Annotated in this window: 20 protein-coding genes; 12 read left to right on the top strand and 8 right to left on the bottom strand. The window is 73.7% G+C overall.

What is annotated here, in order from left to right; translation table 11 throughout:
* Positions 1-20: 20 nt before the first annotated feature.
* Positions 21-380 carry a YybH family protein gene (locus ABD331_RS48995; protein WP_344491990.1) on the top strand — a complete coding sequence of 120 codons (360 nt, stop codon included), beginning with the start codon at positions 21-23 and terminating at the stop codon, positions 378-380.
* A 32-nt stretch (positions 381-412) separates the two neighbouring features.
* On the opposite strand, the gene ABD331_RS48990 is transcribed toward ABD331_RS48995, so the two are convergent.
* Positions 413-3,559, bottom strand: a complete 3,147-nt coding sequence (locus tag ABD331_RS48990) for an AfsR/SARP family transcriptional regulator (protein ID WP_344491987.1) — start codon at positions 3,557-3,559, stop codon at positions 413-415.
* 259 nt (positions 3,560-3,818) lie between these two features.
* On the opposite strand from ABD331_RS48990, the gene ABD331_RS48985 reads away from it, so the two are divergent.
* Together ABD331_RS48985 and ABD331_RS48980 are read left to right on the top strand one after the other, a co-directional pair.
* Positions 3,819-4,781: a hypothetical protein gene (locus tag ABD331_RS48985; protein WP_344491984.1), complete on the top strand. Its 963-nt coding sequence runs from the start codon at positions 3,819-3,821 to the stop codon at positions 4,779-4,781.
* Positions 4,782-4,872: 91 nt separating this feature from the next.
* A complete protein-coding gene (locus tag ABD331_RS48980; protein ID WP_344491981.1) occupies positions 4,873-5,331 on the top strand; it encodes a hypothetical protein in 459 nt (152 codons plus the stop codon).
* Between the two features lies 1 nt (position 5,332).
* On the opposite strand, the gene ABD331_RS48975 is transcribed toward ABD331_RS48980, so the two are convergent.
* Together ABD331_RS48975 and ABD331_RS48970 are read right to left on the bottom strand one after the other, a co-directional pair.
* On the bottom strand, positions 5,333-5,689 hold the full coding sequence (locus tag ABD331_RS48975; protein WP_344491978.1) for an ArsR/SmtB family transcription factor: 357 nt from the start codon (positions 5,687-5,689) through the stop codon (positions 5,333-5,335).
* A gap of 65 nt (positions 5,690-5,754) precedes the next feature.
* Positions 5,755-6,675 (bottom strand): S66 peptidase family protein, encoded by a 921-nt coding sequence (locus tag ABD331_RS48970; RefSeq protein WP_344491974.1) that lies wholly within the window; start codon positions 6,673-6,675, stop codon positions 5,755-5,757.
* 149 nt (positions 6,676-6,824) lie between these two features.
* On the opposite strand from ABD331_RS48970, the gene ABD331_RS48965 reads away from it, so the two are divergent.
* Positions 6,825-8,807, top strand: a complete 1,983-nt coding sequence (locus ABD331_RS48965; protein ID WP_344491971.1) for a hypothetical protein — start codon at positions 6,825-6,827, stop codon at positions 8,805-8,807.
* Positions 8,808-8,813: 6 nt separating this feature from the next.
* On the opposite strand, the gene ABD331_RS48960 is transcribed toward ABD331_RS48965, so the two are convergent.
* Positions 8,814-10,202: a cytochrome P450 gene (locus tag ABD331_RS48960; protein ID WP_344491968.1), complete on the bottom strand. Its 1,389-nt coding sequence runs from the start codon at positions 10,200-10,202 to the stop codon at positions 8,814-8,816.
* Positions 10,203-10,367: 165 nt separating this feature from the next.
* Between ABD331_RS48960 and ABD331_RS48955 the strand changes: the two genes are divergently transcribed.
* Together ABD331_RS48955 and ABD331_RS48950 are read left to right on the top strand one after the other, a co-directional pair.
* On the top strand, positions 10,368-12,257 hold the full coding sequence (locus tag ABD331_RS48955) for a S9 family peptidase (RefSeq protein WP_344491965.1): 1,890 nt from the start codon (positions 10,368-10,370) through the stop codon (positions 12,255-12,257).
* Between the two features lie 22 nt (positions 12,258-12,279).
* Positions 12,280-12,819 carry an LOG family protein gene (locus tag ABD331_RS48950; RefSeq protein WP_344491962.1) on the top strand — a complete coding sequence of 180 codons (540 nt, stop codon included), beginning with the start codon at positions 12,280-12,282 and terminating at the stop codon, positions 12,817-12,819.
* On the opposite strand, the gene ABD331_RS48945 is transcribed toward ABD331_RS48950, so the two are convergent.
* The 3 genes from ABD331_RS48945 to ABD331_RS48935 all read right to left on the bottom strand — a co-directional run bounded on the left by ABD331_RS48945 (position 12,789) and on the right by ABD331_RS48935 (position 15,491).
* Positions 12,789-13,727 carry an LLM class flavin-dependent oxidoreductase gene (locus ABD331_RS48945; RefSeq protein ID WP_344491959.1) on the bottom strand — a complete coding sequence of 313 codons (939 nt, stop codon included), beginning with the start codon at positions 13,725-13,727 and terminating at the stop codon, positions 12,789-12,791. The genes ABD331_RS48950 and ABD331_RS48945 overlap by 31 nt on opposite strands.
* Positions 13,728-13,798: 71 nt before the next feature.
* Positions 13,799-14,251 carry a MarR family winged helix-turn-helix transcriptional regulator gene (locus ABD331_RS48940; RefSeq protein WP_344491956.1) on the bottom strand — a complete coding sequence of 151 codons (453 nt, stop codon included), beginning with the start codon at positions 14,249-14,251 and terminating at the stop codon, positions 13,799-13,801.
* A gap of 31 nt (positions 14,252-14,282) precedes the next feature.
* Entirely contained in the window at positions 14,283-15,491 is a 1,209-nt protein-coding gene (locus tag ABD331_RS48935; RefSeq protein WP_344491952.1) for an erythromycin esterase family protein, read from the bottom strand.
* A 368-nt stretch (positions 15,492-15,859) separates the two neighbouring features.
* Here ABD331_RS48935 and ABD331_RS48930 point away from each other — a divergent pair, with 368 nt between their 5' ends.
* On the top strand, positions 15,860-16,567 hold the full coding sequence (locus tag ABD331_RS48930; protein ID WP_344491949.1) for a hypothetical protein: 708 nt from the start codon (positions 15,860-15,862) through the stop codon (positions 16,565-16,567).
* 21 nt (positions 16,568-16,588) lie between these two features.
* Here the strand turns inward: ABD331_RS48930 and ABD331_RS48925 are convergent, their stop codons facing one another.
* Positions 16,589-17,377: an IclR family transcriptional regulator gene (locus ABD331_RS48925; RefSeq protein WP_344491946.1), complete on the bottom strand. Its 789-nt coding sequence runs from the start codon at positions 17,375-17,377 to the stop codon at positions 16,589-16,591.
* Positions 17,378-17,483: 106 nt separating this feature from the next.
* On the opposite strand from ABD331_RS48925, the gene ABD331_RS48920 reads away from it, so the two are divergent.
* The 5 genes from ABD331_RS48920 to ABD331_RS48900 are packed head-to-tail and all read left to right on the top strand — an operon-like array spanning position 17,484 to position 24,087.
* Complete coding sequence (locus tag ABD331_RS48920; RefSeq protein WP_344491943.1) at positions 17,484-18,725, top strand: flavin reductase; 1,242 nt, start codon at positions 17,484-17,486, stop codon at positions 18,723-18,725.
* A gap of 20 nt (positions 18,726-18,745) precedes the next feature.
* A complete protein-coding gene (locus ABD331_RS48915; RefSeq protein ID WP_344491940.1) occupies positions 18,746-20,023 on the top strand; it encodes an acyl-CoA dehydrogenase family protein in 1,278 nt (425 codons plus the stop codon).
* A complete protein-coding gene (locus ABD331_RS48910; RefSeq protein WP_344491937.1) occupies positions 20,020-21,399 on the top strand; it encodes an aldehyde dehydrogenase family protein in 1,380 nt (459 codons plus the stop codon). Before ABD331_RS48915 ends, ABD331_RS48910 begins: the two co-directional genes overlap by 4 nt.
* A gap of 49 nt (positions 21,400-21,448) precedes the next feature.
* Entirely contained in the window at positions 21,449-22,684 is a 1,236-nt protein-coding gene (locus ABD331_RS48905) for an FAD-dependent oxidoreductase (protein ID WP_344491934.1), read from the top strand.
* Positions 22,681-24,087, top strand: a complete 1,407-nt coding sequence (locus ABD331_RS48900; protein ID WP_344491931.1) for an aldehyde dehydrogenase family protein — start codon at positions 22,681-22,683, stop codon at positions 24,085-24,087. The genes ABD331_RS48905 and ABD331_RS48900 overlap by 4 nt, the downstream gene beginning before the upstream one ends.
* The last annotated feature ends 78 nt before the right edge of the window (positions 24,088-24,165 follow it).

Here is a 24,165-nt window from a genome sequence, read left to right as displayed (position 1 = left end):
ACGACATTGGAGAAACCACCATGAGCGAGAAGGCCATGCGGCCGGAGGACATCACCCGGCTGTTCGTCGAACGTTCCAACGCCGGGGACGCGGCCGGGGTGGCCGCGCTCTACGAGGAGGACGCGGTGCTCGCCTACCCGCCGGGCAGCCGGACCGTGGGCCGGGCCGCCATCCAGGCGCTCTGGGAGAAGGTGCTGGCCAACCGGCCGCGCTTCGAGGCCGAGGAGCCGCTGCCGACCCTGGTCAGCGGCGACCTCGCGCTCACCTCGACCCCGCCGAGAGACGGGGCCGGGGCCAGGGCGCAGGTCGTGCGCCGCCAGCCGGACGGGAGCTGGCTGCGCGTCCTCGACCAGCCCGAGTTCGTCACCCCGCCCCGCTGACCCTTAGATAGTCACCCCGGGCGGCTGACCCCTCAGCCCGCCGCGAGCGTGGTCTCGGCCAGTTCGCGCCAGTCCCGCTCCCGGCCGGCCCGCACCGCCTCGGCGTACGCGCTCTCGCCGAGGCGGCCACGCGCCTCCTCGGCGATCCTGGCGGCGTCCGGCTGCGAGCGGTCCACGGTGCCGCGCACGCCCTCGCTCGCCGCGAGCAGCCGTACGGCCTGCTCGTCCTCTCCCCTGCGCAGGGCCAGGTCCGCGATCCCGATCAGCATCTCGGCGATCAGCGGCGGGAACGCGTGGTCCACGACGGTCTCGAACGCCGCCGCCCGGTGGGCGCGCGACTCCTCCAGGTCGTCGGTGAGGTAGCCGTACAGGTTCAGGGCTCCGGCGCCGACCCCCTCGCCCAGCTCCGTGTGGACCAGGATGCCCTGCACGGTCGCCAGGTGCTGCCGCGCCTGCTCCGGCTCGCCACGCCAGCGCGCCAGGTGCGCCTTGGCCATCTCCAGCTGGGCGAGCGCGTCCGGCCAGGTGATCCCGCCCGCGCCCAGTTGCGCCCCCTCCAGTGCGGACGCGCTGGAGCGCTCGTCGCCCAGCAGCCAGTAGAGCTGGGCCTGCCGCGCCCGCAGGACCACCACTTCCTCGGTCGCGCCCAGCTCGCTCAGCGCCACCACCGCCTCGTCGTAGAAGGCGCAGGCGCGGGAGAACTCGCCGCGCATGGCGAGCCGGTCGGCCAGGAACATCAGCGCCAGCGAGATCCCCCACCGGTCGCCCAGCGTCCTGAACTCGGCGAGGGCGATCTCGGCGTCGGTGTCGACGTCGGTCTCGTCGCCGCTGAGCGACAGCCGCAGCCGGCCGCGGGCGAGCCGCGCCTGCGCCCGCACCCACGGGTCGTCGGCGGCGATGAGCGGTTCGAAGGCGGGCAGGAACTCCGTCGGCCCCTGCAACATCCGCTCCAGCGGCACGACGAACCCGAGCAGCGGGCCGCTGGACCCGCCACTGCGCTGGATGTAGCGGTGCGCCTCCTGGATCCACTCGCGCGCTGTGAACTGGTCGCCGTACCCGGACGTCACGAACACCGTCACGATCGTGTACGCCAGCGCCCGCACCTCGTCGGGCACCTCGCCCTCCAGCGAGGCCGCCGCGATGCTCAGCTCCGTGCCCTCGGCCCTGTCGCCGCCGAGGTACCAGGACCAGCCGGCCGCGCCGACCAGCCGCATCGCCTCCAGGGCCCATCCCTCGGCGATCGCGCCGCGCAGCGCCACCACGATGTTGTCGTGCTCGGCCGCGAGCCTGGCCATCCACTCCAGTTGCTCGGCCCGCCGCAGGTGCGGCTCGGCCGTCTCCGACAGCTCGGTGAAGTACGCCAGGTGCGCCCGCCGCGCCGGCTCGCTCTCGCCCGCCTCGGCGAGCCGGTCCGCCGCGTACTCCCTGATGGTGTCGAGCATCCGGTAACGCGGCGCGCCCGCGCCGTCCTCCAGCAGCAGCGACTTCTCGATCAGCGCGGTCAGCACGTCGAGGACGAGCTCCCCGGCGAACACCTCGCCCCCGCACACCCGCTCGGCCGCCTCCAGGCTGGCCCCGCCGGAGAACACCGACAGCCGCCGCAGCACGCCGCGCTCGGCCTCGCTCAACAGGTCCCAGCTCCAGTCGACGACCGCGCGCAGCGTCTTGTGCCGGGGCAGCGCCGTACGGCTGCCGCTGGTCAGCAGGCGGAAGCGGTCGTCGAGCCGGCGCGCGAGCTGATCCACCGACATGGTGCGCAGCCGCGCGGCGGCCAGCTCGATGGCCAGCGGGATCCCGTCGAGCGCGGCGCAGATCCGCGCCATGGCCGCCAGGGTCGCGGGGTCGGAGCCGATGTCCTTGCGCACCAGCTCGGCCCGGTCGCGCAGCAGCCGCACCGCGGGCGAGGCCAGCACGTCGGCGGGCGCGGCGCCCTTCTCCGGCAGCGCCAGCGGCTCGACCTGCCACAACACCTCGCCGGTGATGCCCAGCGGCTCCCTGCTCGTGGCCAGGATGCGCAGCCTGCGGCACTCGCCCAGCAGCCGGTCCGTGAACTCCGCCGCCGCCTCGATGACGTGCTCGCAGTTGTCCAGCACCAGCAGGATCGCGCGCTCCCGCACCGCGGCGATCAGCCGGTCCATCGTGTCGCCGCCGCGCGCGTTGCCGAGCAGCCCCTGGTCGCGCAGGCCGATCGCGGTCAGCGCCGCCTGCGCCAGCTCGCCACCGGCCCGTACCGAGGCCAGCTCCACCAGCCACGCGCCGTCCGGCAGCTCGCCGAGCATGGTCCGCGCCGTCTCGGCGGCGAGCCTGGTCTTGCCGGAACCGCCCGGCCCCGTCAGCGTGACCAGGCGGTGCTTGACGGCCAGCCCGGCGACCGTGGAGACGTCCTCCTCCTTGCCGACGAAGCTCGTCAGCTCGGCGCGCAGGTTCGTCCTGCCGCTGTCCGCGCGCTCGCCCAGCTCGCCGCGGAGCAACGCGGTGTGCAGCGCCGACAGCTCCGCCGACGGGTCGGCGCCCAGCTCGTCGGCCAGCCGCTCCCTGGTGCGCTGGTACAGCGTCAGCGCCTCGTTGCCGCGCCCGGCCTCGGCCAGCGCCCGCATCAGCGCGGCCACGAAGCCTTCCCGCAGCGGGTACGTCGCCACCAGCTCCGTCAGCTCGGAGACCATCTCCGAGCCGCGTCCGAGACGGATGTCGGCGTCCACCCGGTCGCTGAGCGCGGCGACGTGCAGCTCGTTGAGCCGCGCGACCACGGCGTCGAACGCCTCGCTGTCGCGCAGCGCGATGTCCGCCATGGCCGGGCCGCGCCACAGCGCCAGCGCCGGCCGCAGCAGCTCCGCCCGCGCCGCCGGCTCCGCCGCCCGGGCCTGGCTGACGAGCTGCTCGAAGCGGCACACGTCCACGTCATCGGCGGCGACCGCCAGCCGGTACCCGCCGGACTCCGCCTCGATCACGCCGTCCGGCAGCACCCTGCGCAGCCGCGACACCAGCGCTTGCAGGGCGTTCACCTCGTCCGAGGGCGGCTGCTCGCCCCAGATCCAGTCGACCAGCCTCGACCGCGTGACGATCCGCCCAGGCTCGAGAGCCAGCACGGCCAGCAGGGCCCGCAGCCGCGCCCCGGGAACCTCAACCGGGGCCCCGTCACCGTTCCGGACCTCGAACGGCCCAAGCAATCCAACTCGCACGACGGCAATTGTGCCGAAGTATGGCGACGCCGACGAATCGGCTGGCCGGTGCGGTCAGCGTGCCGCGTACCGGAGGCCGTGATGCCCAGGCCCGCCACCGGCTCGCGCAGGCTCTGCCACACCTGCGGAGGCTCTGCCACAACGCCCGCGCCCACAGCCCGCCGATCAGCACCGTCATCGGCGCGCCCATGCCGAACGGGCCGGATTCCCGGTCGTGCGGCAGCGTCAGCCGGCGCGGCGGCGCGTGTAGGTTGTGGTGATGTCCACGCTGGGGGTCTTACCAGGCCGGTCGCGGATGGCCGCCGGCGTCGTCACCGCCGTCCTGCTGGCCGTCCTGACCGGCTCCGCCGGCGGGCTGACGGGTGCCCGCCCGTACGACCTCGGCTGCCCCGCCTGGACGCAGCGGCAGCGCGGCCTCGACGGCACGCGGGCGCAGGACCGCGAGCGGGCCTTCCTCTGCCTGGTACGGGACGCGGGCGGGCCGATGTTCCCCGCGGGCGAGCCCGACCGGGCCCTCCTGGCGCGCGGCAGGGCCCTGTGCGCCCAGCCGGGCTGGCGCAGAGCCGACGAGTGGCTGCGCAGCGGGGACTTCACGATCAACCTGCACGGCCTGGACAGCGCGCTGGTGTTCCTGTGCCCCGACGAGGTCGGCGGCGCGGACCTGCGCCCCTCGGACGAGCGGCTGGCCGCCGACGAGGCGGACTATGTCGCCGCGAGCAACGCCGCCTGCCGCGACCCGTGGCCCCGGGTGCGGGCCCGCGAGCAGGGGACGGCCGCGTACTTCACCTCGGAGAGCGGCGGCTACCACCTCGCCGACGACCGGGACCCGGACAACGAGGACGGCGTCGACCACGACCACGACGGGCTGCTGGCGGCCGAGGAGACCGGGGTGGCCGTCCGGACGATCACCGGACGGGGCCTCTGCGTGACCGTCAAGGCGTTCGGCGAGGCTCCGCCGCTTCGGCTCAAGGGGTGGCAGGAGGTGGCCGAGGTGGGCGTCGCCAGCCGCAGCGGCCGGCTGACGGTGCCGGTGTTGCGGCCGGGCGGCGAGGTAGGGGCCGGGCAGGCGCTGCCGAACCTGGCGATCGACGGGCGAGGACACTACCGGGTGCGCGTGTACGCGCGGGCCGATGAGGACAGCGTCGGCCTGCTGCCCGCCGAGTGGCATCTGATCGTGGTCTATCCCGGGCGCTCCAAGAAAGAGGTCGTCCACCGATCATGAGGGCTGCAGCCGCCGTGCAAGCGGCGCCTGATCCACTACCGCCGTAAGCACGGGCCAGGCGGCCCGCCACTCAGCGGGAGGAAAAGCAAGGATGGGATCGACCGTCTTCGGGACGCTCGCCGTGATCGCGTCGATCGTCGGCGTGGTGCTGTTCGTCAGGTTGCGGCGCAAGCCGGAGACGCGGGCCGGGGCGTACGTCAGCGCCACGTTCCTGTTCCTCGGCGCGGGGGTGCTCACGATGGGGTCCCTCTCGTTCGCGAGCCTGGAGTCGGCCGCGCTGCGGACGTTCACCGCGCAGGAGCGGGCGGCGGCGGTGCCGTGCGACGCGACGGTCCTGGGGGCCGAGCAGACGTCGAACAAGCAGAACGGCCGCTACATCTGGCTGCTGCGGCTGCGCGTCACCCCTCAGTCGGGCAGCCCGTACGACATCGAGCGCACCACCCGGCTCACCTCGTCCATGGGGGAACGCCTGGAGAAGGGCGGCGTGGTGCTGCCCTGCCTGGTGGCGCGCGCCGACCACACGCGCATCGAGATCGCGGCACTGGCCTGACTCAGGTCGCGGCCGTGACCTGGCCGTTCTCGCGGACGCAGGCGTCGATGACGGCCGCGAGCAGCCCGGGGAAGCGGCCGTCGAGATCACCGGGCCGCAAGCTGTTGATCTTGGTGGTGCCCTCGTAGCGCTGCCGGATGATGCCCGCCTCCCGCAGCACGTTGAAGTGATGGGTGGCCGTCGATCGGGAGACGGGCAGGTCGAAGGTCCCGCAACTGAGGTCGCGCCCCGCGACGGCGAGCTGAGCGATCATCGAGCGGCGCACGGGGTCGGCGACCGCTTCGAGGAACTGCTGCAGGGTGACCTCGGCGGCCGGGGGGTTGTCCACGGTGCGCGGGCTGGTCTTCGGGCGGGCCACGCGGCTCTCCTCCTCGGGCGGTCAGGGCTGGCACGCCATGCTACGACGGCCGTCGCGGGCCTGCGTCACCTCGCGGGCGGCTGCAGGACGAGCGTGCCGCTGCCGGTGTCGAGCTCGGCCGTCGTGCCGAGGGGGACGGCGTGCGGGTCGGCTCCGTGGCCGAGCTCCAGGCCGCCGAGCACGGGGACGCCCAGCGGAACCAGCCGGTCGCGCAGCACGTCGATGAGGTTCCAGCCCCGGTCCGTGTAGTCCTCGAACCCGGGGAAGCGGCCCAGCGCGACCCCGCGCAGCCCTTCGAGCGCCCCTGACCGGATGAGCTGGGTGAGCTGCCGGTCGATCTGGCCGATCCCGACGGTGCGTTCGGCCTCGATCAGCAGGATCGCCCCGTCCAGGCGGGGCAGCCCCGCGCCCGCCATCCCGGCCATCGAGCCGAGGTGCCCGCCCATGAGGTAGCCGGTGGCGCGGCCCGGCACCTCGGCGGCCACCGACATGAGGTGCGGGTTGCGGCGCCGCACCGAGGGTTCTGTGCTGGTGAGCAGGTGCTTGACGGTGGCGACGGCGTTCTCGCCGACCAGGCAGCCGTGGATGACGGGCACCCGGCAGCCGTGCCAGATGGCCAGGTGCAGGTACGTGATGTCGCTGAAGCCGACGAGCGGCTTGGGGTCGGCGCGGATGGCGTCGAGGTCCAGCCCGTCGATGATCCGGTAGGCGCCCGCGCCGCCCCTGGTGGTGACGACGGCCCGGATCTCGGGGTCGGCGAAGGCGGCGTTGAGGTCGGCGAGCCGGTCCGCGTCGTGCCCCGCCATGTAGCCCCGCTGGTCCAGGACGTGCGCGCCGACCTTCACCGCCAGCCCCAAGCCTCGCAGGACTCCGATGAGGTCCGCCACCGAGGCGGCGTCGGGGAAGCTGGCCGGGGAGACGATGCCGACGTGGTCGCCGGCCCGCAGCCGGGGCCAGGTGGTTCCGGGAGTGTTCGATGCGGTCAACGTGGCTCCTGTTCCGTGTCGGAGGACAGCAGTGTGCAACGATCGCGCGGCGGGTGTGGCGCGTCACCGGCCGCTGGACGCTTGCGCGGCCGGGGGTGGCCCTGGAGCATCTCCTTGCCGACGCGCGCCGACGTCCCGGGAGTGCCCCTGTGATCACCGACGATCTCTTCGAGCCGGAACTCGTCCTCTGGGAGGCCTTTCCGGCAGCGCGCCCCGTGGACCTGCCCGGCGCCCCCGTCCGGGCGGAGACCATCGCGCGCCTGCTGCTCGGCGCCCAGGAGCGCGTGCCGGGGCGGACGCCCGGCGTGCACCTGTCAGGAGCCAGGATCACCGGCAGGCTGGACCTGTCGCACGCCGAGGTGCAGCATCCGCTGATCCTGAACGGGTGCGAGTTCGAGGAGGCGCCCGTGCTGACCGGGGCCCGCACCGGGCCGGTCGAGCTCACCGGCTCGCGGCTGCCCGGTCTGCGGGCCGCCGACGCGGTGGTCGGCGGGGGCCTGCGGCTGGAGGGGTGCGTGTTCGACGGCCCGGTCCTGCTCGGCGGCGCGCACGTGGCCGGGACGCTGGACCTGGGCGGCGCGGCGATCCACGCGGATCCGGGCCTGAGCGCCGACGGCCTCGTCGTGGACAGGGACCTGCTGTGCGCGAACGCCGTCGTCCACGGGGAGTTACGCGTCGCGGGCGCCAGGATCGGCGGAACGCTGACCCTCGACGGCGCGCGGGCCGGGCTGCCGGGCGGCCGGGCCCTCACCGCCGAGGGGATCGTCGTGGACGGCGGGCTGCTGTGCCGTGACGGCTTCCGCTCGTACGGCGAGCTGAACGTGCAGGACGCCCGGGTGGGACGCGGATGCGCGTTCAGCGGAGCCCGGCTGTCGAACCCCGGCGGCGTGGCCATGAACGGGGAGCGGCTCACCGTCGAGGGCGCCCTGCTGCTGAACGACGGCTTCACCGCCGAGGGCGAGGTCCTCCTGCGCGCCGCCCACGTGTCCGGGCAGCTCTCCCTGGCCCAGGCGAGCCTCGCCGGCCCGACGGGACGCGCGCTCAACGCGCCGCTGATGGAGATCGGCAGCGGGCTGCGCGCCACCCCGGCCTTCACGGCGGCGGGAGAGGTGTTCCTCGACTCCACACAGGTGCGCGGATCCGTCAACTTCGACGGCGGGAGGCTCTCCAGCCCGGGGGCGACGGCGCTGTCCCTGCGGCGGCTGGGCGTCACCGGCAGGCTGAGCTGCGGCGAGGGCTTCACCGCCGACGGCGAGGTCCTGCTCGTCACCGCCAAGGTCGAGGGCAGCATGGAGTTCCATGGGGCCACGATCCGCAACCCCGCCGGGCGGGCGCTGACGCTGTGGGAGGTGGTCGTGGGCGGCGGGGTCGACTGCTGCGAGGGGTTCACGGCCGAGGGGGCCGTCTCGATCAGGAACGCCCGGATCGCCGCCACGCTCTGCTTCGCCGAGACCACCGTCGACGGCGACCTCCACCTGCGTGGCGTCGAGGCGGCGACGCTGAGGATCGGGCCGGAGACGGTGCTGCTGCGCGCCGCCGACCTGCGGCACACCCGGGTCGGGGTGCTCGACGACGTCCCGGACAGGTGGCCGGCCGACCTGCGGATGAACGGCTTCACCTACGACAGCCTGGAGACGCCCCTGCCCGTCCAGGATCGGCTCGGCTGGCTGGGCGGGCAGGCCTACCAGCCGCAGCCGTACGAGCAACTGGCCGCCGTCTACCGCAGGCACGGGCACGACGAGGCCGCCCGTGACGTGCTGCTGGCCAAGCAGCGCAGGCTGCGGGCGGGGCAGCGGCTCGGGGCGCGGGTGTGGGGGCACCTTCAGGACTGGACCGTCGGGTACGGCTACCGGCCGCTGCGGGCGGCGCTGTGGCTGGCGGCCCTGCTCGTCGTGGGCACGCTGGTGTTCGGCCTCCAGCAGCCGCCCGCGCTCAAGCCCGGTGAGGCGCCCGCCTTCAACGCGTTCCTCTACACGCTGGATCTGCTGCTGCCGATCATCGGCTTCGGGCAGGAGGGCGCGTTCGGGCCTCGTGGGTGGCAGCAGTGGTTCGCCGCGGCGCTGATCGCGGCGGGGTGGATCCTCGCGACGACCATCCTGGCCGGTCTCACCCGCGCCCTGTCCCGCCAGTGACCCGGGTCATCGTTGGCGGCGCAGCCCCCGCAGGAAGGACCAGAGCGGGGATCGGGCCGGCTTGCCCGCGGCCTCGTCCGAGACAGGCGGCTGCGGGGCGGGCGTCTCGTCGGGGCCGCGCCGCGCCGGCGCCGGCGCCTGGGCCAGCTCGTACTGGACGGGCAGCGACCGCAGCGCCCGCATGAACGGCGAGGGCCGCCACGGCAACTGGTCGGCCGGGAGCGCCAGCTTCACCTTGGACAGCCGCTTGAACAGCCGGTGCACGGCGATGACGGTGATCCGGGTGGCCAGGAGCTGCCCGAGGCAGTTGTGCGGCCCCGCGCCCCACGCGAGGTGGGCCCGGGTGGTGCGGATGGCGTGCCAGTCGATCGCGCCGGCGAAGCGCGGGTCCTGGTGGGCGGCGGCGACGGAGAGCATCACGGGGTCGCCGGCGGCGATGGTGTAGTTGCCGAGCTTCACGTCCGTCAGCGCGTACCGGAAGGTGAGGTTGGCCATCGGCGGGTTGAGCAGGGCGACCCTGTTGACCGTCTCGTCGATGGCCCCCACCGACAGGCTCTCGCGCACGTCGGGGTTGGCGGCGACCTCGACGACCACGTTGCAGACCAGGCTGGCGGTGAAGTCGAGCAGGCCGGGCAGCATGAGCAGCTCGCGGGCCAGCTCGTCCTGGGTGATGTCCGGCTTGGCGTCGATCATGTGGGACGGCAGGTCGTCGCCCGGCGTCCGGCGCTTGGCCTCGGCCAGCTCGGTCATGGCGGCGTACAGGCGCTCGAAGGCCGCGGCGGCGTCCGGGCCTGCGTCGATCATGCGCCAGATGTCCATGACGACGTCCTCGCCGCGGGCGGCGGGGAAGCCGAGCATGCGGTTGGCGACCATGAGCGGGAGCGGGCGCGCGTACTGGGCGGCCAGGTCGGCCACGCCCGTGGCGCCGCCTTCGGCCAGCACGGCGATGAGGTCGTCGGCGTACTGCGCGACGGCCTGCTCCAGTTGCTGCGCCTGGGGGTGGCCGTGGTTCTGGAACGGGGCCAGCGCGGCCGTCCAGGCGTTGCGCAGCTCGCGCTGGGCGGCGCCTTCCTGGAACGTCGAGTTGTTGACCGCGAAGACGGGGTGCAGAGGCCAGTCGGCCGGGACGCGGCCCGTCGCGTGGGCCTTCCACCGGTCCAGGCGCTTGCTCCAGACGCCCCCAGAGTTCTGCAGGACGCGGAGCACCTCCTCGTACCCCAGGACGAACCAGACCGGCACCCCGAGAAGGTCGACCGGCGCGACGGGCCCGTAGATCTTGCGCAGTCTCTCGTGCACCTGCGCGGGGTTCGCGTCGTAGTCCCTGGTCAGCAGTGGCTCGGCGGACGCCGGTGCCGGGGAGGCGGGGGGCTGCTGGGGCCACGGGCCTTGGGTCACGTGCTGAACTACCTCTCTGCTCGCTGCTCCGCCGTCACCTCGTCATGGATCATGAACGAGTGACACGCTCTGGGAGCTTACGGCTGTTTCACGCAAAAGGTGTGCAGCACCACGAATTGTAACCATAGGCGGCGTGATCTCGGCGGCGCGGTTAGGGTCGAGCGCATGAAACCTGAGGAGATCCCCCTCTTGCATGCTCTCGGCACGCCGACGATCTCGCCCGACGGGAAGCATGCGATCGTCGCCGTCACCAGACCCGATCTCGACGCCGACGAGTACCGGGGCGGCCTGTGGCTGGTTGCGTCGGACGGCTCCGCCGAGCCGCGCCGCCTGACGGGAGGCCCGAACGACGCCGACCCCGCCTACTCTCCCGACGGCGCGTGGCTGGCCTTCGTCCGGGGCGGCGACGGCGCCAAGCCGCAGCTCTACGTGATGCCGACCGGCGGCGGCGAGCCGCGCAAGGTGACCGGCCAGCCGCTCGGCGTCGGCTCCCCCGCGTGGAGCCCCGACTCGCGGCGGCTGGCGTTCGTCGCGCGCGTGCCCGAGGAGGGCAGGTACGGCGACGGCGACCCCGGCAAGGAACGGCCGCGCCGCATCACCGGCTTGCAGTTCCGGCGCGACAACCTGGGCTTCTTCATCGACCGGCGCGCGCACGTCTTCGTCGTGGACCCGTTCGCCGACGACCCCTCCCCCGCCCAGGTGACCGAGGGGGACTTCGACCACGGCGAGGTGACCTGGAGTCCGGACGGCTCGCTGCTGGCGTTCGTGGCCGCCCGCCACGACGAGCGCGACAGCACGCTCACCAGCGACGTGTGGGTGAGCGCCCCCGACGGCTCGGGCCTGCGCCGGGTGACCGCCACCGACCTCGCCGTGGCCGCGCCGCGCTTCACCCCGGACGGCGACGCCGTGTGCTTCCTCGGCTCGGACACCGGCTCCGACGGCCGCAAGCTGGTCTGCCGCAACCTGGGGCTCTGGCTGGCGCCGCTCGGCGGGGGCGCGGCGCGCCGCCTCACTGACGAGGAGCGCTTCCACGTCGCCGAGAGCTCCTACGCCCCCACGGCCGGCGGCGTGCTCGTCACCGTGGAGAACCGGGGGGCCAAGGACCTGCTGCGGGTGCCGTACGCGGGCACGGAGCCGGACGTCCTGATCGGCGGCCCGCGCGAGGTCACCGCCGTCGCGCACGCGGCGGGCGTCACCGTCGCGACCGTCGCGGACGCCCGCACGCCCGGCGAGCTGGTCGCGCTGCGCGAGGACGGCGAGACCGCCCTCACCTCCTTCGGCCGCGACCTGGACGTGCTGCCCATCGAGGAGGTCACCGGCACGGCCCCCGACGGCTACCCGGTGCACGGCTGGATCGTCCGCCCGGCGGGCGAGGGCCCGCACCCGGTGCTGCTGATGATCCACGGCGGCCCCTTCACGCAGTACGGCTGGCACGTCTTCGACGAGGCGCAGGTCTACGCCTCGGCCGGGTACGCGGTCGTCATGGGCAACCCGCGCGGTTCGTCCGGCTACGGCCAGGCGCACGGCCGGCACATCCTCGGCGACGTCGGCCGCCTGTCGGCCGTGGACCTGCTGACGCTGCTGGACGCCGCGCTGGCCACCGGCGGCCTGGACGCCTCCCGCGCCGGCGTGCTGGGCGGCTCGCACGGCGGCTTCATGACCACGTGGCTGGCCGCTCACCACGGCGAGCGGTTCAGGGCGGCGATCAGCGAGCGCGCGCTCAACGCGATCGACAGCTTCCACGGCAGCAGCGACATCGGCTGGTCGTTCACCCGCGACCTGTACGGCGAGGACCCGGCGAGCTGGGTGGAGCAGGCCCCGCTCACGCACGCCGACAAGATCGAGATCCCGTTCCTGATCATCCACTCGGAGCACGACTGGCGGTGCCCGGTGGAGCAGGCGCAGCGGCTGTTCGTCAAGCTGCGGCTGCGCGGGGTGGAGACCGAGATGCTGCTGTTCCCCGGGGAGGGCCACGAGCTGTCCCGCTCCGGCCTGCCCAGCCACCGGGTCGCCCGCTTCGAGGCCGTCCTCGACTGGTGGGGCCGCCACCTCTGACCCCGTCCTCTACGGTGGTCCCATGAACATCTGCGTCTTCCTGTCGGCCGCCGACCTGCCCGAGACCTACACCCGTCCCGCCCGCGAGTTCGCCGAGCTGATCGGCAAGGGCGGGCACACGCTGGTCTGGGGAGGCTCCGACGTGGGCCTGATGAAGGTGATGGCCGACGGGGTGCACGCGGCAGGCGGGCGGCTGATGGGCGTCTCGGTGGACTTCCTGGTGCACAAGGTGCGCCGCGGCGTGGACGACATGGTCGTCGCGGGGGACCTCGCCGAGCGCAAGAGGCTGCTGCTGGAGAAGGCCGACGCGGTGGTCATCATGGTGGGGGGCACGGGCACCCTGGACGAGGCCACCGAGATCCTGGAGCTGAAGAAGCACGGGCGGACGGACAAGCCCGTGGTGCTGTTGAACACGGCGGGGTTCTACGACGGGCTCAAGGAGCAGTTCCGGCGGATGGAGGACGAGGGGTTCCTGCCTCGTCCCCTTACCGACCTGGTGTTCTTCGCCGAGGAGCCCGTGGGGGCGATGGCTTATCTGGAGGAGTCGCTCGGCATGCGCTGAGCCTCCGCCGTGACCGCCTCGCGGACGGCGGGGGCGATCTCCTGGCCCCAGCGGGCCAGCGTGGTCGCGTCCACGGCGCCGTGACCGGCGGCGAAGAGCGTGAAGCCCGACGCGCCGTGCTCCACCACCGCCGAGGTCAGCTCCTCGACCCACTGCCCGGCGGAGCCGCCGACCCACCGCCCCGCACCGTCGCGGGTGGCGGGCAGCGGCCGGTCGGTGATCCGCCCGGGCAGGTTGAAGACGGTGCGGATCTCGCGCGGATCGCGCCCCACCGACGCCGCCGCCTCGTCGATGACCGGCCGGGAGGAACGGTAGCGCTCGCTGAGCCAGTCGGCCGCGTGGCCCGGGATCCAGCCGTCGGCCACCCGGCCGGTGGCGGCCAGGGACTTGGGCCCGACCGAGCCGGTCCACACGGGCGGCGCGGCGACGGGCGCGGGCTCGATCTGGTGCACCTGGTAGTGGACGCCCTCGAACGTGACCGGAGGCCCACCGCCGGACAGCAGCTTGACCAGGACGATCGCCTCCTCGAAGGCGTCAACGGCGTCGCCGGGGGCCAGCTTCTGCACGCCCATGTCGGCGATGCGGTCCCACAGCCCGCCCGCGCCCATGCCGAGCACGACCCTGCCCTGCGACAGGGCCGACAAGGAGGTCACGGTCCTGGCCAGCATGGCGGGCGGCCGGGTCGGCAGGTTCGTCACGTTGGCGAAGCCGGTCAGGCGATTCGTCCGCCCGAGGACGAAGCCGAGCGCGGCGTAGGCGTCCAGGCGCCCGCCGATGTAGGGGTGGTCGGACAGGGTGAACAGGTCCAGCCCGTCACGGTCGGCCTGCTGGGTGAGGCGCAACAACTCGGGTATGTCGTCGAGCCCCGGGTGCGTGCCGAATCCGAAGACGACATCAGGTGCGGACATTGCTCCGCCTTTCACAAAAGGGTCGCAGTTCGTGTTACGAACCATATTAGTTCGTGACACGAACTGCAACCTCAGCGTTCCACGAACACCATGGGCACCTGGTTGTCCGCCACCACGCGGCCGAGCAGACCGGCCAGCGCGTCACGCTCCTCCGGGGCGAACCCCGCCATCAGCTCATCGACCCGGCGGCACGTCCGCGCGTAGAACTCATCGGCCAGCTTGGCCCCCCGCCGGGTCAGCCCCACCCGGACCGCGCGGGAGTCGTGCGGGTCAGGGCTGCGCTCCACCAGGCCGTTGCGCTCACTGCGGTCCACCAGGCCGGTCAGGCTCGACTTGGCCAGGCCCAGCACCGCGCCCAGCTCGCCCATGCCGTACGACTGCGCCATCAGGACGCACAACAACTGGCCCTGCTGCTGGGTCAGGCCGAACTCGCGGGCGGAGGCCTCGTACACGGCGTTCACCAGGAACGTGGACCGCACCAGCGCGACCACCGCGCCGATCGGGCCGTCGGCTTGCTCATTCACCGCCCAAGAATAGCAAAATTCGCGGCGCGAACTAACGTTGGCCCGCCTTGGGCCCGGGGTGGACGAGGGTGCTGTCGGCGATGTGCAGGACGGCGTCCGCGCCGTCGAGGGTCGCGGCGTCGAGCGGGAAGTAGCCGTACTGCTGCGGCCCCGTGCCGGTGCGGACGCGGGCGGTGCCGGGCAGGTCGGCCGCTGTGAACCCCCAGGTGGTGACCCGCGCCTGGAGGAGCCCTTCGAACGTGTCCGGCTCGGGCTCCGTGACGCCGATGGGCTCGCTCCGGCCCAGGCTTCCGGCGATGAAGGCGTACCGGTCGCCCAGCAGATGACCGGCCAGAGCGCCCGCGCCGATCCAGCGGAGGTCCAGGTCGGCTGCGCTCATGGTGGTGATGGACTTCTGCAGATGCGCGTTGTGCGCGTGGACCAGGGTCCGGCCGCGACCGGCCTCTGTGGTGCGGATGTCGAGGAGGTTCTGGGCCATGAGCGCGTCCCGGGTGGCCGACAGGCGGGTGATTCGCTCGTTCCGTTCGAGGGGCACTGCGGCCTGCTTGTGGTAGCGGAGCAGGCCGAGGCCGGCCATGAGGTACGTCCTGGCCCTGAGCCATGCGGCGCGTGAGGTCGCTTGCGGCTCGGCGCGTGAGGTCGCATCCGGCTCGGCGCGTGAGGGCGCTTGCGGCTCGTGGGTGTGCAGGGCGGTGAGCAGGTCTGCGGCGATGGCGCGCAGGCGTCGGGCCTCGGGGCTGTCGCCGGGCGACATGGCCGGGTCCATGATCGCCTCGGTACGGCTCCAGCGTTCGTCGTCGCCCGCGACGCCCGCGATGTCGAGGTCGAGCCCCAGGTGGTCGCGGGCGTGTTCGAGGTAGCGCCGCGGGCTGGGCGCGTTGAAGTTCTCCGTGGACGCGTCGAAACCGTGCAGAGCCAGCCGCTGCTCCGGCGGCCGGTTCCGGTTGTACTCGCGCATCCAGATGAGGAGCTCCCTGTTGGTCTCCTTGGCGCCCCAGCCGTGGGAGAAGCCCTCGTTCAGCGCGGTGTCGAGGTCGCCGACGCCCTCCCGTACGTAGTCGTCGGCGGTGAGCGCGGCCACGCGGTCGATCTCGAGGGCGATCGACCGGAAGCCACGCTCGGCCAGCCGGGCGAACAGCTCGTTGCGGAGCCGTCCGAAGGCGGGCACCGTGTGGGTCGGCTCACCGACCGCCAGCAGGTCGCATGACGGGGTGATGAAGTCGCTGATGTCCTGACTCATGTGTGTAAATCGTATCGCTGAAACGTCGATGGAGACTTCGGCAGCGGCATGCCTGGTGGCGGGCGGAGAAGTCTCAAACGAGCAGGCCTCCCGCCGACATGAGGCGGGCGGAGCCGGAGCGGGCGCGTGCAGCACTTTCGGGCCCCCTCGGAGGTCCTGCAGCCGGGGGTCCATACCGAACACGGCGTCGCGAGATTTGACGTGCTCGTTGTCATGCGCGCGCAGAGCATCGACGTCCATGGGACGGATCGCCTCTCGGGCCGCGACCCTCGAGCGCGGCGCGGGCGCGGCAGCCCTCGCCGTCTAGCTCCCCATGTTTCGTATCGTGTAACGTCGTTTCCAATGTCCGGCGCAGGGAAGGGACGTTCATGGGGCCTCATCCGCACGGCTGGTGGATCGTCCTGCACCTGGTGCTGTTCGTCTTCTGGCTCGGCGGCGACCTGGGCGTGTTCTACTCCAGCAGGTTCGTCCTCGATCCGGCGTCCACACCCCAGGCGCGAACCACCGCGTTGCGGATCATGAGCGGCCTCGACCTCGGGCCTAAGATCTGCCTGGTGCTCTTCCTGCCCAGCGGGGTCACGCTGATGGCGCTGGAGCCGCACGGGGCCGAGCTGTTCGGGGTGCGGCTGTTCCCGCTCTGGTCGGTGGTGCTGGTGTGGGTGTTCGCGCTGGGGTGGCTGGCGCTGACGGTGGCCGATCATCGTACGCACGGGCGGTTCCCGGTGGTGCGGCGGGCCGACTGGGCGATCCGGCTGGGGCTCGTCGCCGTGATCGCCTGCTCCGCCGTCTACACGCTGGTCGCCTCGCGGCCGTTCGGGGTCGAGACCAACCCTCGGTGGCTGGGCGCCAAGCTGCTGCTGTACGCGCTGACCATCGCGGCCGGGCTGGGCATCCGGCTCAAGTTGCGCGCGTTCGGGCCCGCGTTCGCGGCGTTGCACACGTCCGGGTCGACGCCCGAGGTGGAGCGTACATTGCGCGGCTCCGTGGACGGCTGTCTACCGTATGTGTGGACGATCTGGGCCGGGGTGCTGGGGGCCGCCGTGCTGGGAGTGCTGAAACCGGGCGCGACACTCTGACCCGTATCGGCGGGTGCGGGGTCAGCCGTGGTAGCCGAGCCGGGCCGACAGGCGGGCCGCCGTTTCCAGGAGGGGCTGTGCCACCTGCTGCATGTGCGGCTTGAAGCGGGTGGCGGGCCCCGCGACGCTCACGGCCGCGATCACCAGCCCGTCGTGGTCGAAGATCGGCGCGGCGACGGACGCGGCCCCCTCCTGACGCTCGCCGAGCGAGGTGGCGTACCCCCGGCGCCGGACGGTGGCGAGCTCGGCGCGCAGCTTGTCGGGCTCGGTGATGGTCTTCGGGGTGAGGGCGTCGAGCGGGTGCCTGACCAGGTACGCCTCCACCTCCTCCGGCCGGAGGAAGGCGAGGATCGCCTTGGAGGAGCTGCCCGCGTGCAGCGGGTAGGGGATGCCGAGCGAGACCTCCATGCGCAGCTCCTGGGCGGGCACGGCCTGGTCGACGTACAGGCGGGTGTCGCCGCGCCGTACGGACAGGGTGACCGTCTCGGCCGTCTGCTGCGACAGGCGGCGCAGCTCGGGGCCGGCCATGGCGCGCAGGTCGGTGCGGGCCATGTAGGCGCGGCCGAGCGCGATGGCGGCGTGCCCGAGTGAGTAGCGCCTGGTGACGGGGTCGAGCGCGATGAGCTCGCGGCTGCGCAGGGCGGTGAGGATGCGGTGCACGGCCGCCTTGGTCAGGTCGAGCTCGGTGGCGATCTCGGTGACGCCCAGGTCGGGGCGGCTGCTGCGGCCGAACAGCAGCAGGACGTCCATCGCCCGCTCCACCGACGCGATGGAACGGCTCTGGCTCTCGGTCTCGGCTTGAGCGCTCACACGCGCAGTGTATTTCGGTGCGGGAAACGGTGTCACATTGACACTCAAGAGCCGACTCGTTACCTTCAGCGTTACAGCGTTTCCCATGTTGAAACAGCGAGGAGCAGTGGCGACTGACGGCGAGGCCTTCCGCGCGGTCATGGCGCAGTGGCCGAGCGGCGTGGTGATCGTGACCACCGGGGGCGGGGGCCGCTGGCACGGGATGACGGCCAGCGCCTTCTCCAGCGTGAGCCTCGACCCGCCGATGGTGCTGGTCTGCCTCGCGCGCGGCACCCGTACGCACGACCTCGTGAGCGGGCACGGCGCGTTCGCGGTGAGCATCCTCGGCAAGGACCAGGCGGTGCTCGGGAGCCGGTTCGCGGGGCCGGACGCCGACCGGTTCTCCGGGGCGGCCTGGCAGGCGGGGCGGACGGGGTCGCCTGTGCTGGCCGACGCCGTGGGGTGGCTGGACTGCCGGGTGGCGCACGCGTACCCGGGAGGGGATCACACGATCTTCGTCGGGACGGTGCTCGCCGCCGCGACGCCACGGCAGGTGCCGCCTGTGCTGTTTCATTCGCGGGCGTGGAGTCAACTCGCCGATCCGCTGCCGGAGCGGATCTCGGTCGCCGACACCGGGCTGGTCGCCGTGCTGCGGGCGCGGGGGTTCGCCGGGGGGCGGGTGGCGGCGCTGGCGCGGGGGTTGCGGTGCGCAGGGGTGCGGGTGCGGGTCTTCGACGGGTACGGGGACGCGCTGCGAGCCGGGGATCTCGACCCTGCGACGGCGTCCGGGCTGGTCGTCCAGGCCGGGCAGGTCGCGGACGTCGTGGCGGCCGGGGCGGGGGTGGTGGAGTTCCGCGCCTACGAGGCGGGTGCGGAGACAGGCGTGCTGGTGGGGGCGGCGCGGAGGGCGGGGTTGACGGTGGTGGCGCGGTTGCCTGACGCGTTCGCCACCGGCGGTGAGCGGCGCGTCGTGGCGGAGGTCGCCCGCCTGGCCGCGCTCGGCTGCGACGAGATCGCCCTGGAGGAGGGCAGGTCGCCCGCCACCCCCCTCCGGCTGCGGAAACTCCTGCAGGAGGCGGCCACCGTCGCGGGAGGCGCCGCGCTGAGGGTGGCGCTCAGGGAGCGGCACGGCATCGGCCTGGTGAACGCGCTGGTGGCGATGAAGAGCGGGGTGTGGCGGTTCGACGCCACGCTGGGCGGCGTGGACGGCGCGCTGCCCGCCGAGGACGTCCTGTTCCTGGCCGGGGAGCTGGAGGTGACCAGCACCGCGGACCGGGCCGCGCTGGTCGCGGGCGCGGCGGAGCTGGAGCGCTCCTGGGGCTCGGTGCTGCCGGGACGGACCTATCGATTCGCGGACCAAGCACACTGACGCACTGCGAAGGGGCGAACGTGACCGACACGCTGACGGGCGAACGGCTCGTCGACGACATGACCGAGGCCGAGCGCGACAGGGCGCGGCGCGTGGAGTCGGTGCTTCCCGCGCTGCGCGCCGCCGCCGCCAAGGCCGACGAACAGGCCCGCTTCCCGGTCGAGCACGTGGCGCTGCTGCGGGAGGCCGGGCTGCTCGGGCTGGTGGTGCCGCGCGAGTACGGCGGGCTCGGCGGGACGCTGCGCGACCTGGCGGCGGCCACGTACGCGATGGGCACCGCCTGCCCCTCGACCGCGCTGGCGTACTTCTTCCACAACACCAGCGCCTCGCGCGGCCTGCTGCCGCTGGAGGCGATCGAGGCGGGCCTGTTCACCGGCGAGGAGGTCCCGGTCGTGCGGGCCTTCGCCGGGAAGCTGCTGACCAGGATGGCCTCCGGCGCGTGGCTGGCGAACTTCGCCTCCGAGTCGGTCAAGAGCTCCGGCGCCAACATCACGATCGCCACCACCGCCCGCCGCGCTGAGGGAGGCTGGATCCTGGACGGCGAGAAGTCGTTCGGCTGCGCGACCGGGGTGGCCGACTACTACCTGACCACGGCCAAGCTGGAGGGGCACGAGACGGCCGACGGCCTGGTGACGTTCTTCGTGCCGCGTGACGCGCCCGGCGTCTCCGTCCGGGCGCCGTGGGACGGGCTCGGCATGCGCGCCACCGCGAACAACGGCATCCGGCTGGACGAGGTGTTCGTGCCCGACGGCGAGGCGCTCACGATCCCTGGCGCGTTCACCCGGATGTTGCGGATGAGCCGCGGCAGTTTCGTCGGCAACCAGCTCGCCATCGCGGCCGTCTACACCGGCTGCGCGCAGAACGTCTACGACGTGGTGATCGAGCAGCTCACCAGGAAGACGTTCGCCGACACCGGGCGGCCGATCGCCTCCTCCCCCATGCACCAGCAGCTCATCGGCGAGATGACCGTCCAGTTGGAGACCGCCTACCTGTGGTTGCGCAGGCAACTGCTGCTGGAGACGTCCGAGCCGCCGCCGCGTCCGAAGGCGGAGGTGTTCCGGCAGTGGCGTCTTGGCAAGGGGTCGGTGACGGAGTGCTGCTTCCAGGTGGCGCTGGGCGCGTTCAAGGCGTCCGGGACGTCGGGGGCGATGATGGGCGGCGTCGTCGGGCGGGCGCTGCGCGACCTGGCGATGGGGCTGGTGATGACCTTCCCGGCCGAACGCGGCCGGCTGGAGGTCGCCCAGCTCGTCACCCAGGACAAGGAGAACGAGCTGTTCGCCGTGGCGGACCGGTCATGATCCGCGACCTGGTGGACGGGGTGTGGGCGGACTGTACGGACGATCTCGGGTTCGACCTGGAGGACCCCGCCACGGGAGAGCCCAGGGGGCGGGCGCTGGGCTCGTCCGGGGAGCGGGTCGAGCGGGCGCTCGCGGCGGCGGCGCGCGTCCCGCTGCCGTGGGCGGCGGCCGGGCGGCGGGCCGAGCTGCTGGAGGCGGCGGCGGACGCGCTGGCCGGGCGGGTCGCGGAGATCGCCCGCCTGGAGTCGTACGCCACCGGGGTGCCCATCCGGCAGGCCACGGGGCTGGGCATGATCGTGCACGGGTCGTTCGCGCTCGCCGCCGCGCAGGTGCGGGCCGGGCTGCTGCTGTCGGTCAGGGACGGGGTGGAGGTGCACCGGCTGCCGTGGGGGCCCGCGCTCTGCCTCGTCCCGTGGAACGCGCCCGCGCCGATGGCCGCGCACAAGGCCGCCAGCGCGCTCGCCGCCGGCTGCCCGGTGATCGTCAAGGTCAGCGAGTACGCCCCCGACGGCACCCAGCTGCTGGCCGAGGTGCTGCACGAGGTGCTGCCGCCCGGCGTCTTCCAGCTCGTCCACGGCGGCCCGCGCACCGGCGCGCTGCTCGCCGCGGACCCGCGGATCGCCGCCGTGTCGTTCACCGGCGGCCTCGCGGGCGGCCGGTCGGTCGCCGCCGCGTGCGCGGCCGGCCTGCGCCCCGCCCAGCTCGAACTGGGCGGCAACAACCCGCTGATCGTCATGCCGGACGCGGAGACCGGGGCCGCCGCCGACGCCGCCGCCCGGCTGCTCACCACGCTCAACGGGCAGTGGTGCCGGGCGCTGGGGCGGCTCGTCGTGCCGCGCGAACGGCTCGGCGACCTGGTGGCGGCCACCGGGGAGCGGCTGACCGCCCTGCGGGCCGGGGATCCGCTGGCGGAGGAGACGGAGTTCGGGCCGCTCGTGCACTCCAGGCAGGTGCGTCGGGTGCGGGAGGCCGTGGCCGGTGCGGGAGGGCGCGCGGTCTCCTACGGAACGGTGCCGGACAAGGGGAACTTCCTGGCGCCGACGCTGATCACCGGGGCCGACCTGGCCGATGAGGTGTTCGGGCCGGTCGCCGCCGTGGTGCCGTACGACACCGTGGAGGAGGCGGTGGCGGTGGCCAACGCGACGCCGTACGGGCTGGAGGGGTATGTGGTGGGCGGGGACGAGGAGCGGGCGCTCGCGGTCGCCCGGCAGGTCAGGGCCGGTGAGGTGAAGGTCAACGGGGCCAGTGTGATGAGCCTGCACCTGTTCACGCCGCGGCCCGCCTGGGGGTTGTCGGGGGTGGGTGAGGAGGGGACGGCGGAGAGCGTCCTGTTCTTCACGGGGGCTCGGGTGGTCGGAGTGGAGCGGACCTCGTGAGGCGGGTGGGCGTGGGCGTGGTGGGGTGCGCGGCGGTCGGGGCGGGGTTGTGAGGCGGGTGCTCGTGGCCGGGGCCGGGCCCGTGGGGCTGGCGGCGGCGCTGACGCTGGCGCGGGGCGGGGTGCCGGTGACCGTGCTGGAGGCCGGGGACGGGCTGGCGGCGGAGTCGCGGGCGTCCACGTTCCATCCGCCGACGCTGGAGATGCTGGCCTCGCTCGGCGTGCTGGACGAGCTGATGGCGCGCGGCCTGGTCGCCCGCACCTTCCAGTACCGCGACCGCCGCGGCGGCCCCATCGCCACCCTCGACCTGGCCGTGCTGGCCGGGGACACGCCGTACCCGTTCCGCGTGCAGTGCGAGCAGAGCAAGCTCACCCCGATCCTGCGTGAGCACGTCGAGCGGCTCGGCGGTGAGGTGCTGTTCAGGCAGGAGGTCGCGCGGGTCGACGCCGAGGGCGACGGGGTGCGGGTGACGACCGGGCGCGGCGGGAGCTTCGCGGGCGACTGGCTGATCGGCGCCGACGGCGCGCACTCCGCCGTGCGGCGCTCCCTCGGCATCCCCTTCGAGGGGCTCACCTATCCCGAGCGTTTCCTGGTCGCGTCCGTCCGCGAGGACCTGGAGGCGATGCTGCCTGGCCTCGCGCCGATCAACTACGTGTTCGATCCGGACGAGTGGCTCGTCCTCCTGCGCACCCCCGACCACTGGCGGGTGCTGCTGCCCACGCCGGACGGCAGCGCCGACGAGCGGGAGCTGGCCCGGCTTCCCGGACGGCTGCGCGCGGTCGCCGACCCCGGCCGGGACTGGGACGTCGCGCACGCCTCGCTGTACCGGGTGCACCAGCGGGTGGCGGCGCGGTTCATGGACGGGCGGGTGTTGCTGGCGGGTGACGCGGCGCACGTGAACAATCCGCTGGGCGGGCTCGGCATGAACAGCGGCATCCACGACGCGGTGCTGATGGCGTCCTCGCTGGTGAACGGGGCCGCGACGGACAACCGTCCGGCCATCGGCGCGCCGGACGGCGCGGTGAGCGACGCGCTTGTCGATGCGGCGGGCGGCGGGGCGGGCGGCGATGCGGCCCTCGGGGCGGTGGCCGGGTTGGGCGTCGGGGCGGTGGCTGGGCGGAGGCGGGAGGTGGCGCTGGGGCATGTGCAGGCGATCAGCCACGGCAACTGGGCGAGGATGCGCTCCCCCGGCAGGCACGACGAGCTGCGCGCCCTGGCGGCCGACCCGGCGGCGGCGCGGGCGTACCTGCTGCGCGCCTGCCTGATCTCGTCCCTGCGGCCATGATCACCAAGGAGAACCCGGCGCGGACCACCGAGGTGGTGGGCGTGCTGCCGATCACCGGCCCCGCCGGGGTCGACGCGGCCGTCAGGCGGGCCGAGGCCGCGCGCCGCGACTGGTCGGCGCACCCGATCACCGGCCGCATCGCGGCGCTGCGGCGTGGTGCGGCGGCGATCGCGGGCCGGGCGGAGGAGCTGGCGGTGCTGCTGGCCAGGGAGTCGGGCAAGCCGCTGGCCGACTGCCGGGGTGAGATCGGGTTCGCGCTGGCGTACCTGGAGTGGGTGTGCGAGCGGGCGCCGGACGTGCTGGCGGAGCAGGTGGCCGACGACGGGGCGGGGCGGCTGGTGACGCGGCGCAGACCGTACGGCGTGGTGGCCTGCGTGACCCCGTGGAACGCCCCCGTGATCCTCACCATGACCAAGCTGGCCCCCGCGCTCGCGGCCGGGAACACCTCCGTCGTCAAGCCGTCGCCGCTCGCCCCGCTGACGGCCGGCGAGGTGGCCGCGGCGCTACCGCACGTCGAGGTCGTGCACGGCGGCGCGGAGACCGGGCAGGCGCTCGTCACCCATCCCCTCGTCCGCAAGGTGGCCTTCACCGGCGGCGACGCGGCGGGCCGGGCGATCGCGGCGGCGGCCGGGGCGATGCTGACGCCGTCGGTGCTGGAGCTGGGCGGCAACGATCCCGCCGTGCTCCTGCCGGACTTCGCGCTGACGCCGGACGACTACGAGCGGCTGGTGATGGCCTCGTTCGCGACCAGCGGGCAGGTGTGCATGGCGGCCAAGCGGCTGTACGTGCCGCGGCGGCGGGCCGGGGAGTTCATGGAGGCGTACGTGGCGGCTGCCGAGCGGATCCTCCTGGTGGGCGACCCGCTCGCGCCCGGTGTCACCATGGGGCCGGTGATCTCCGGCGAGGCCGCCGCCAGGGTTCGGGAGCTGGCCTGGGGGCGAGGGATGGCGGTGCCGCTGGGGCGGGCCACCGGGGACCTCAGTGCCGGATATTTCGTGACTCCTGTGCTGGTGGCCGAGCTGGCGGATGACGATCCGCTGGTGGTCACGGAGCAGTTCGGGCCCGCCGTGCCGCTGCTGGTGTACGACGGCGAGGAGGAGGTCGTGAGCCGGGCCAACGCCAGCGAGCTGGGGCTGGGCGCGTCGGTGTGGTCGGGGGACGAGGAGCGGGCGTTCGCCGTGGCGGGGCGGCTGGAGGCGGGGTTCGTCTTCGTCAACACGCACAACAGGACCGGGATGTCGCTGCGCGCGCCGTTCGGCGGGGTCAAGCGGAGCGGGTACGGGCGGGAGTACGGGGAGGAGGGGTTGCTGGAGTACGTGCAGACGGCGGTGACGCATGCGCCGGCGGCCTTTCGTCCCGGGGGTTCCGGGATGTCCGCCACCGCCTACCCGGATCGCACCTGAGCCACCCCGCCGCCGGTGGGTCGCCGCTGGGCCGCCACCGCGCCGCCGCCGGGCCGCCGCGGGGCCGCCGCCGGGCCG

Origin of the sequence: Nonomuraea monospora (assembly GCF_039531895.1) — a bacterium.
Lineage (GTDB): Bacteria > Actinomycetota > Actinomycetes > Streptosporangiales > Streptosporangiaceae > Nonomuraea > Nonomuraea monospora.
The sequence above is the reverse complement of the archived record's forward strand: the minus strand, read 5'-3'. Positions and strand labels throughout refer to the sequence as shown.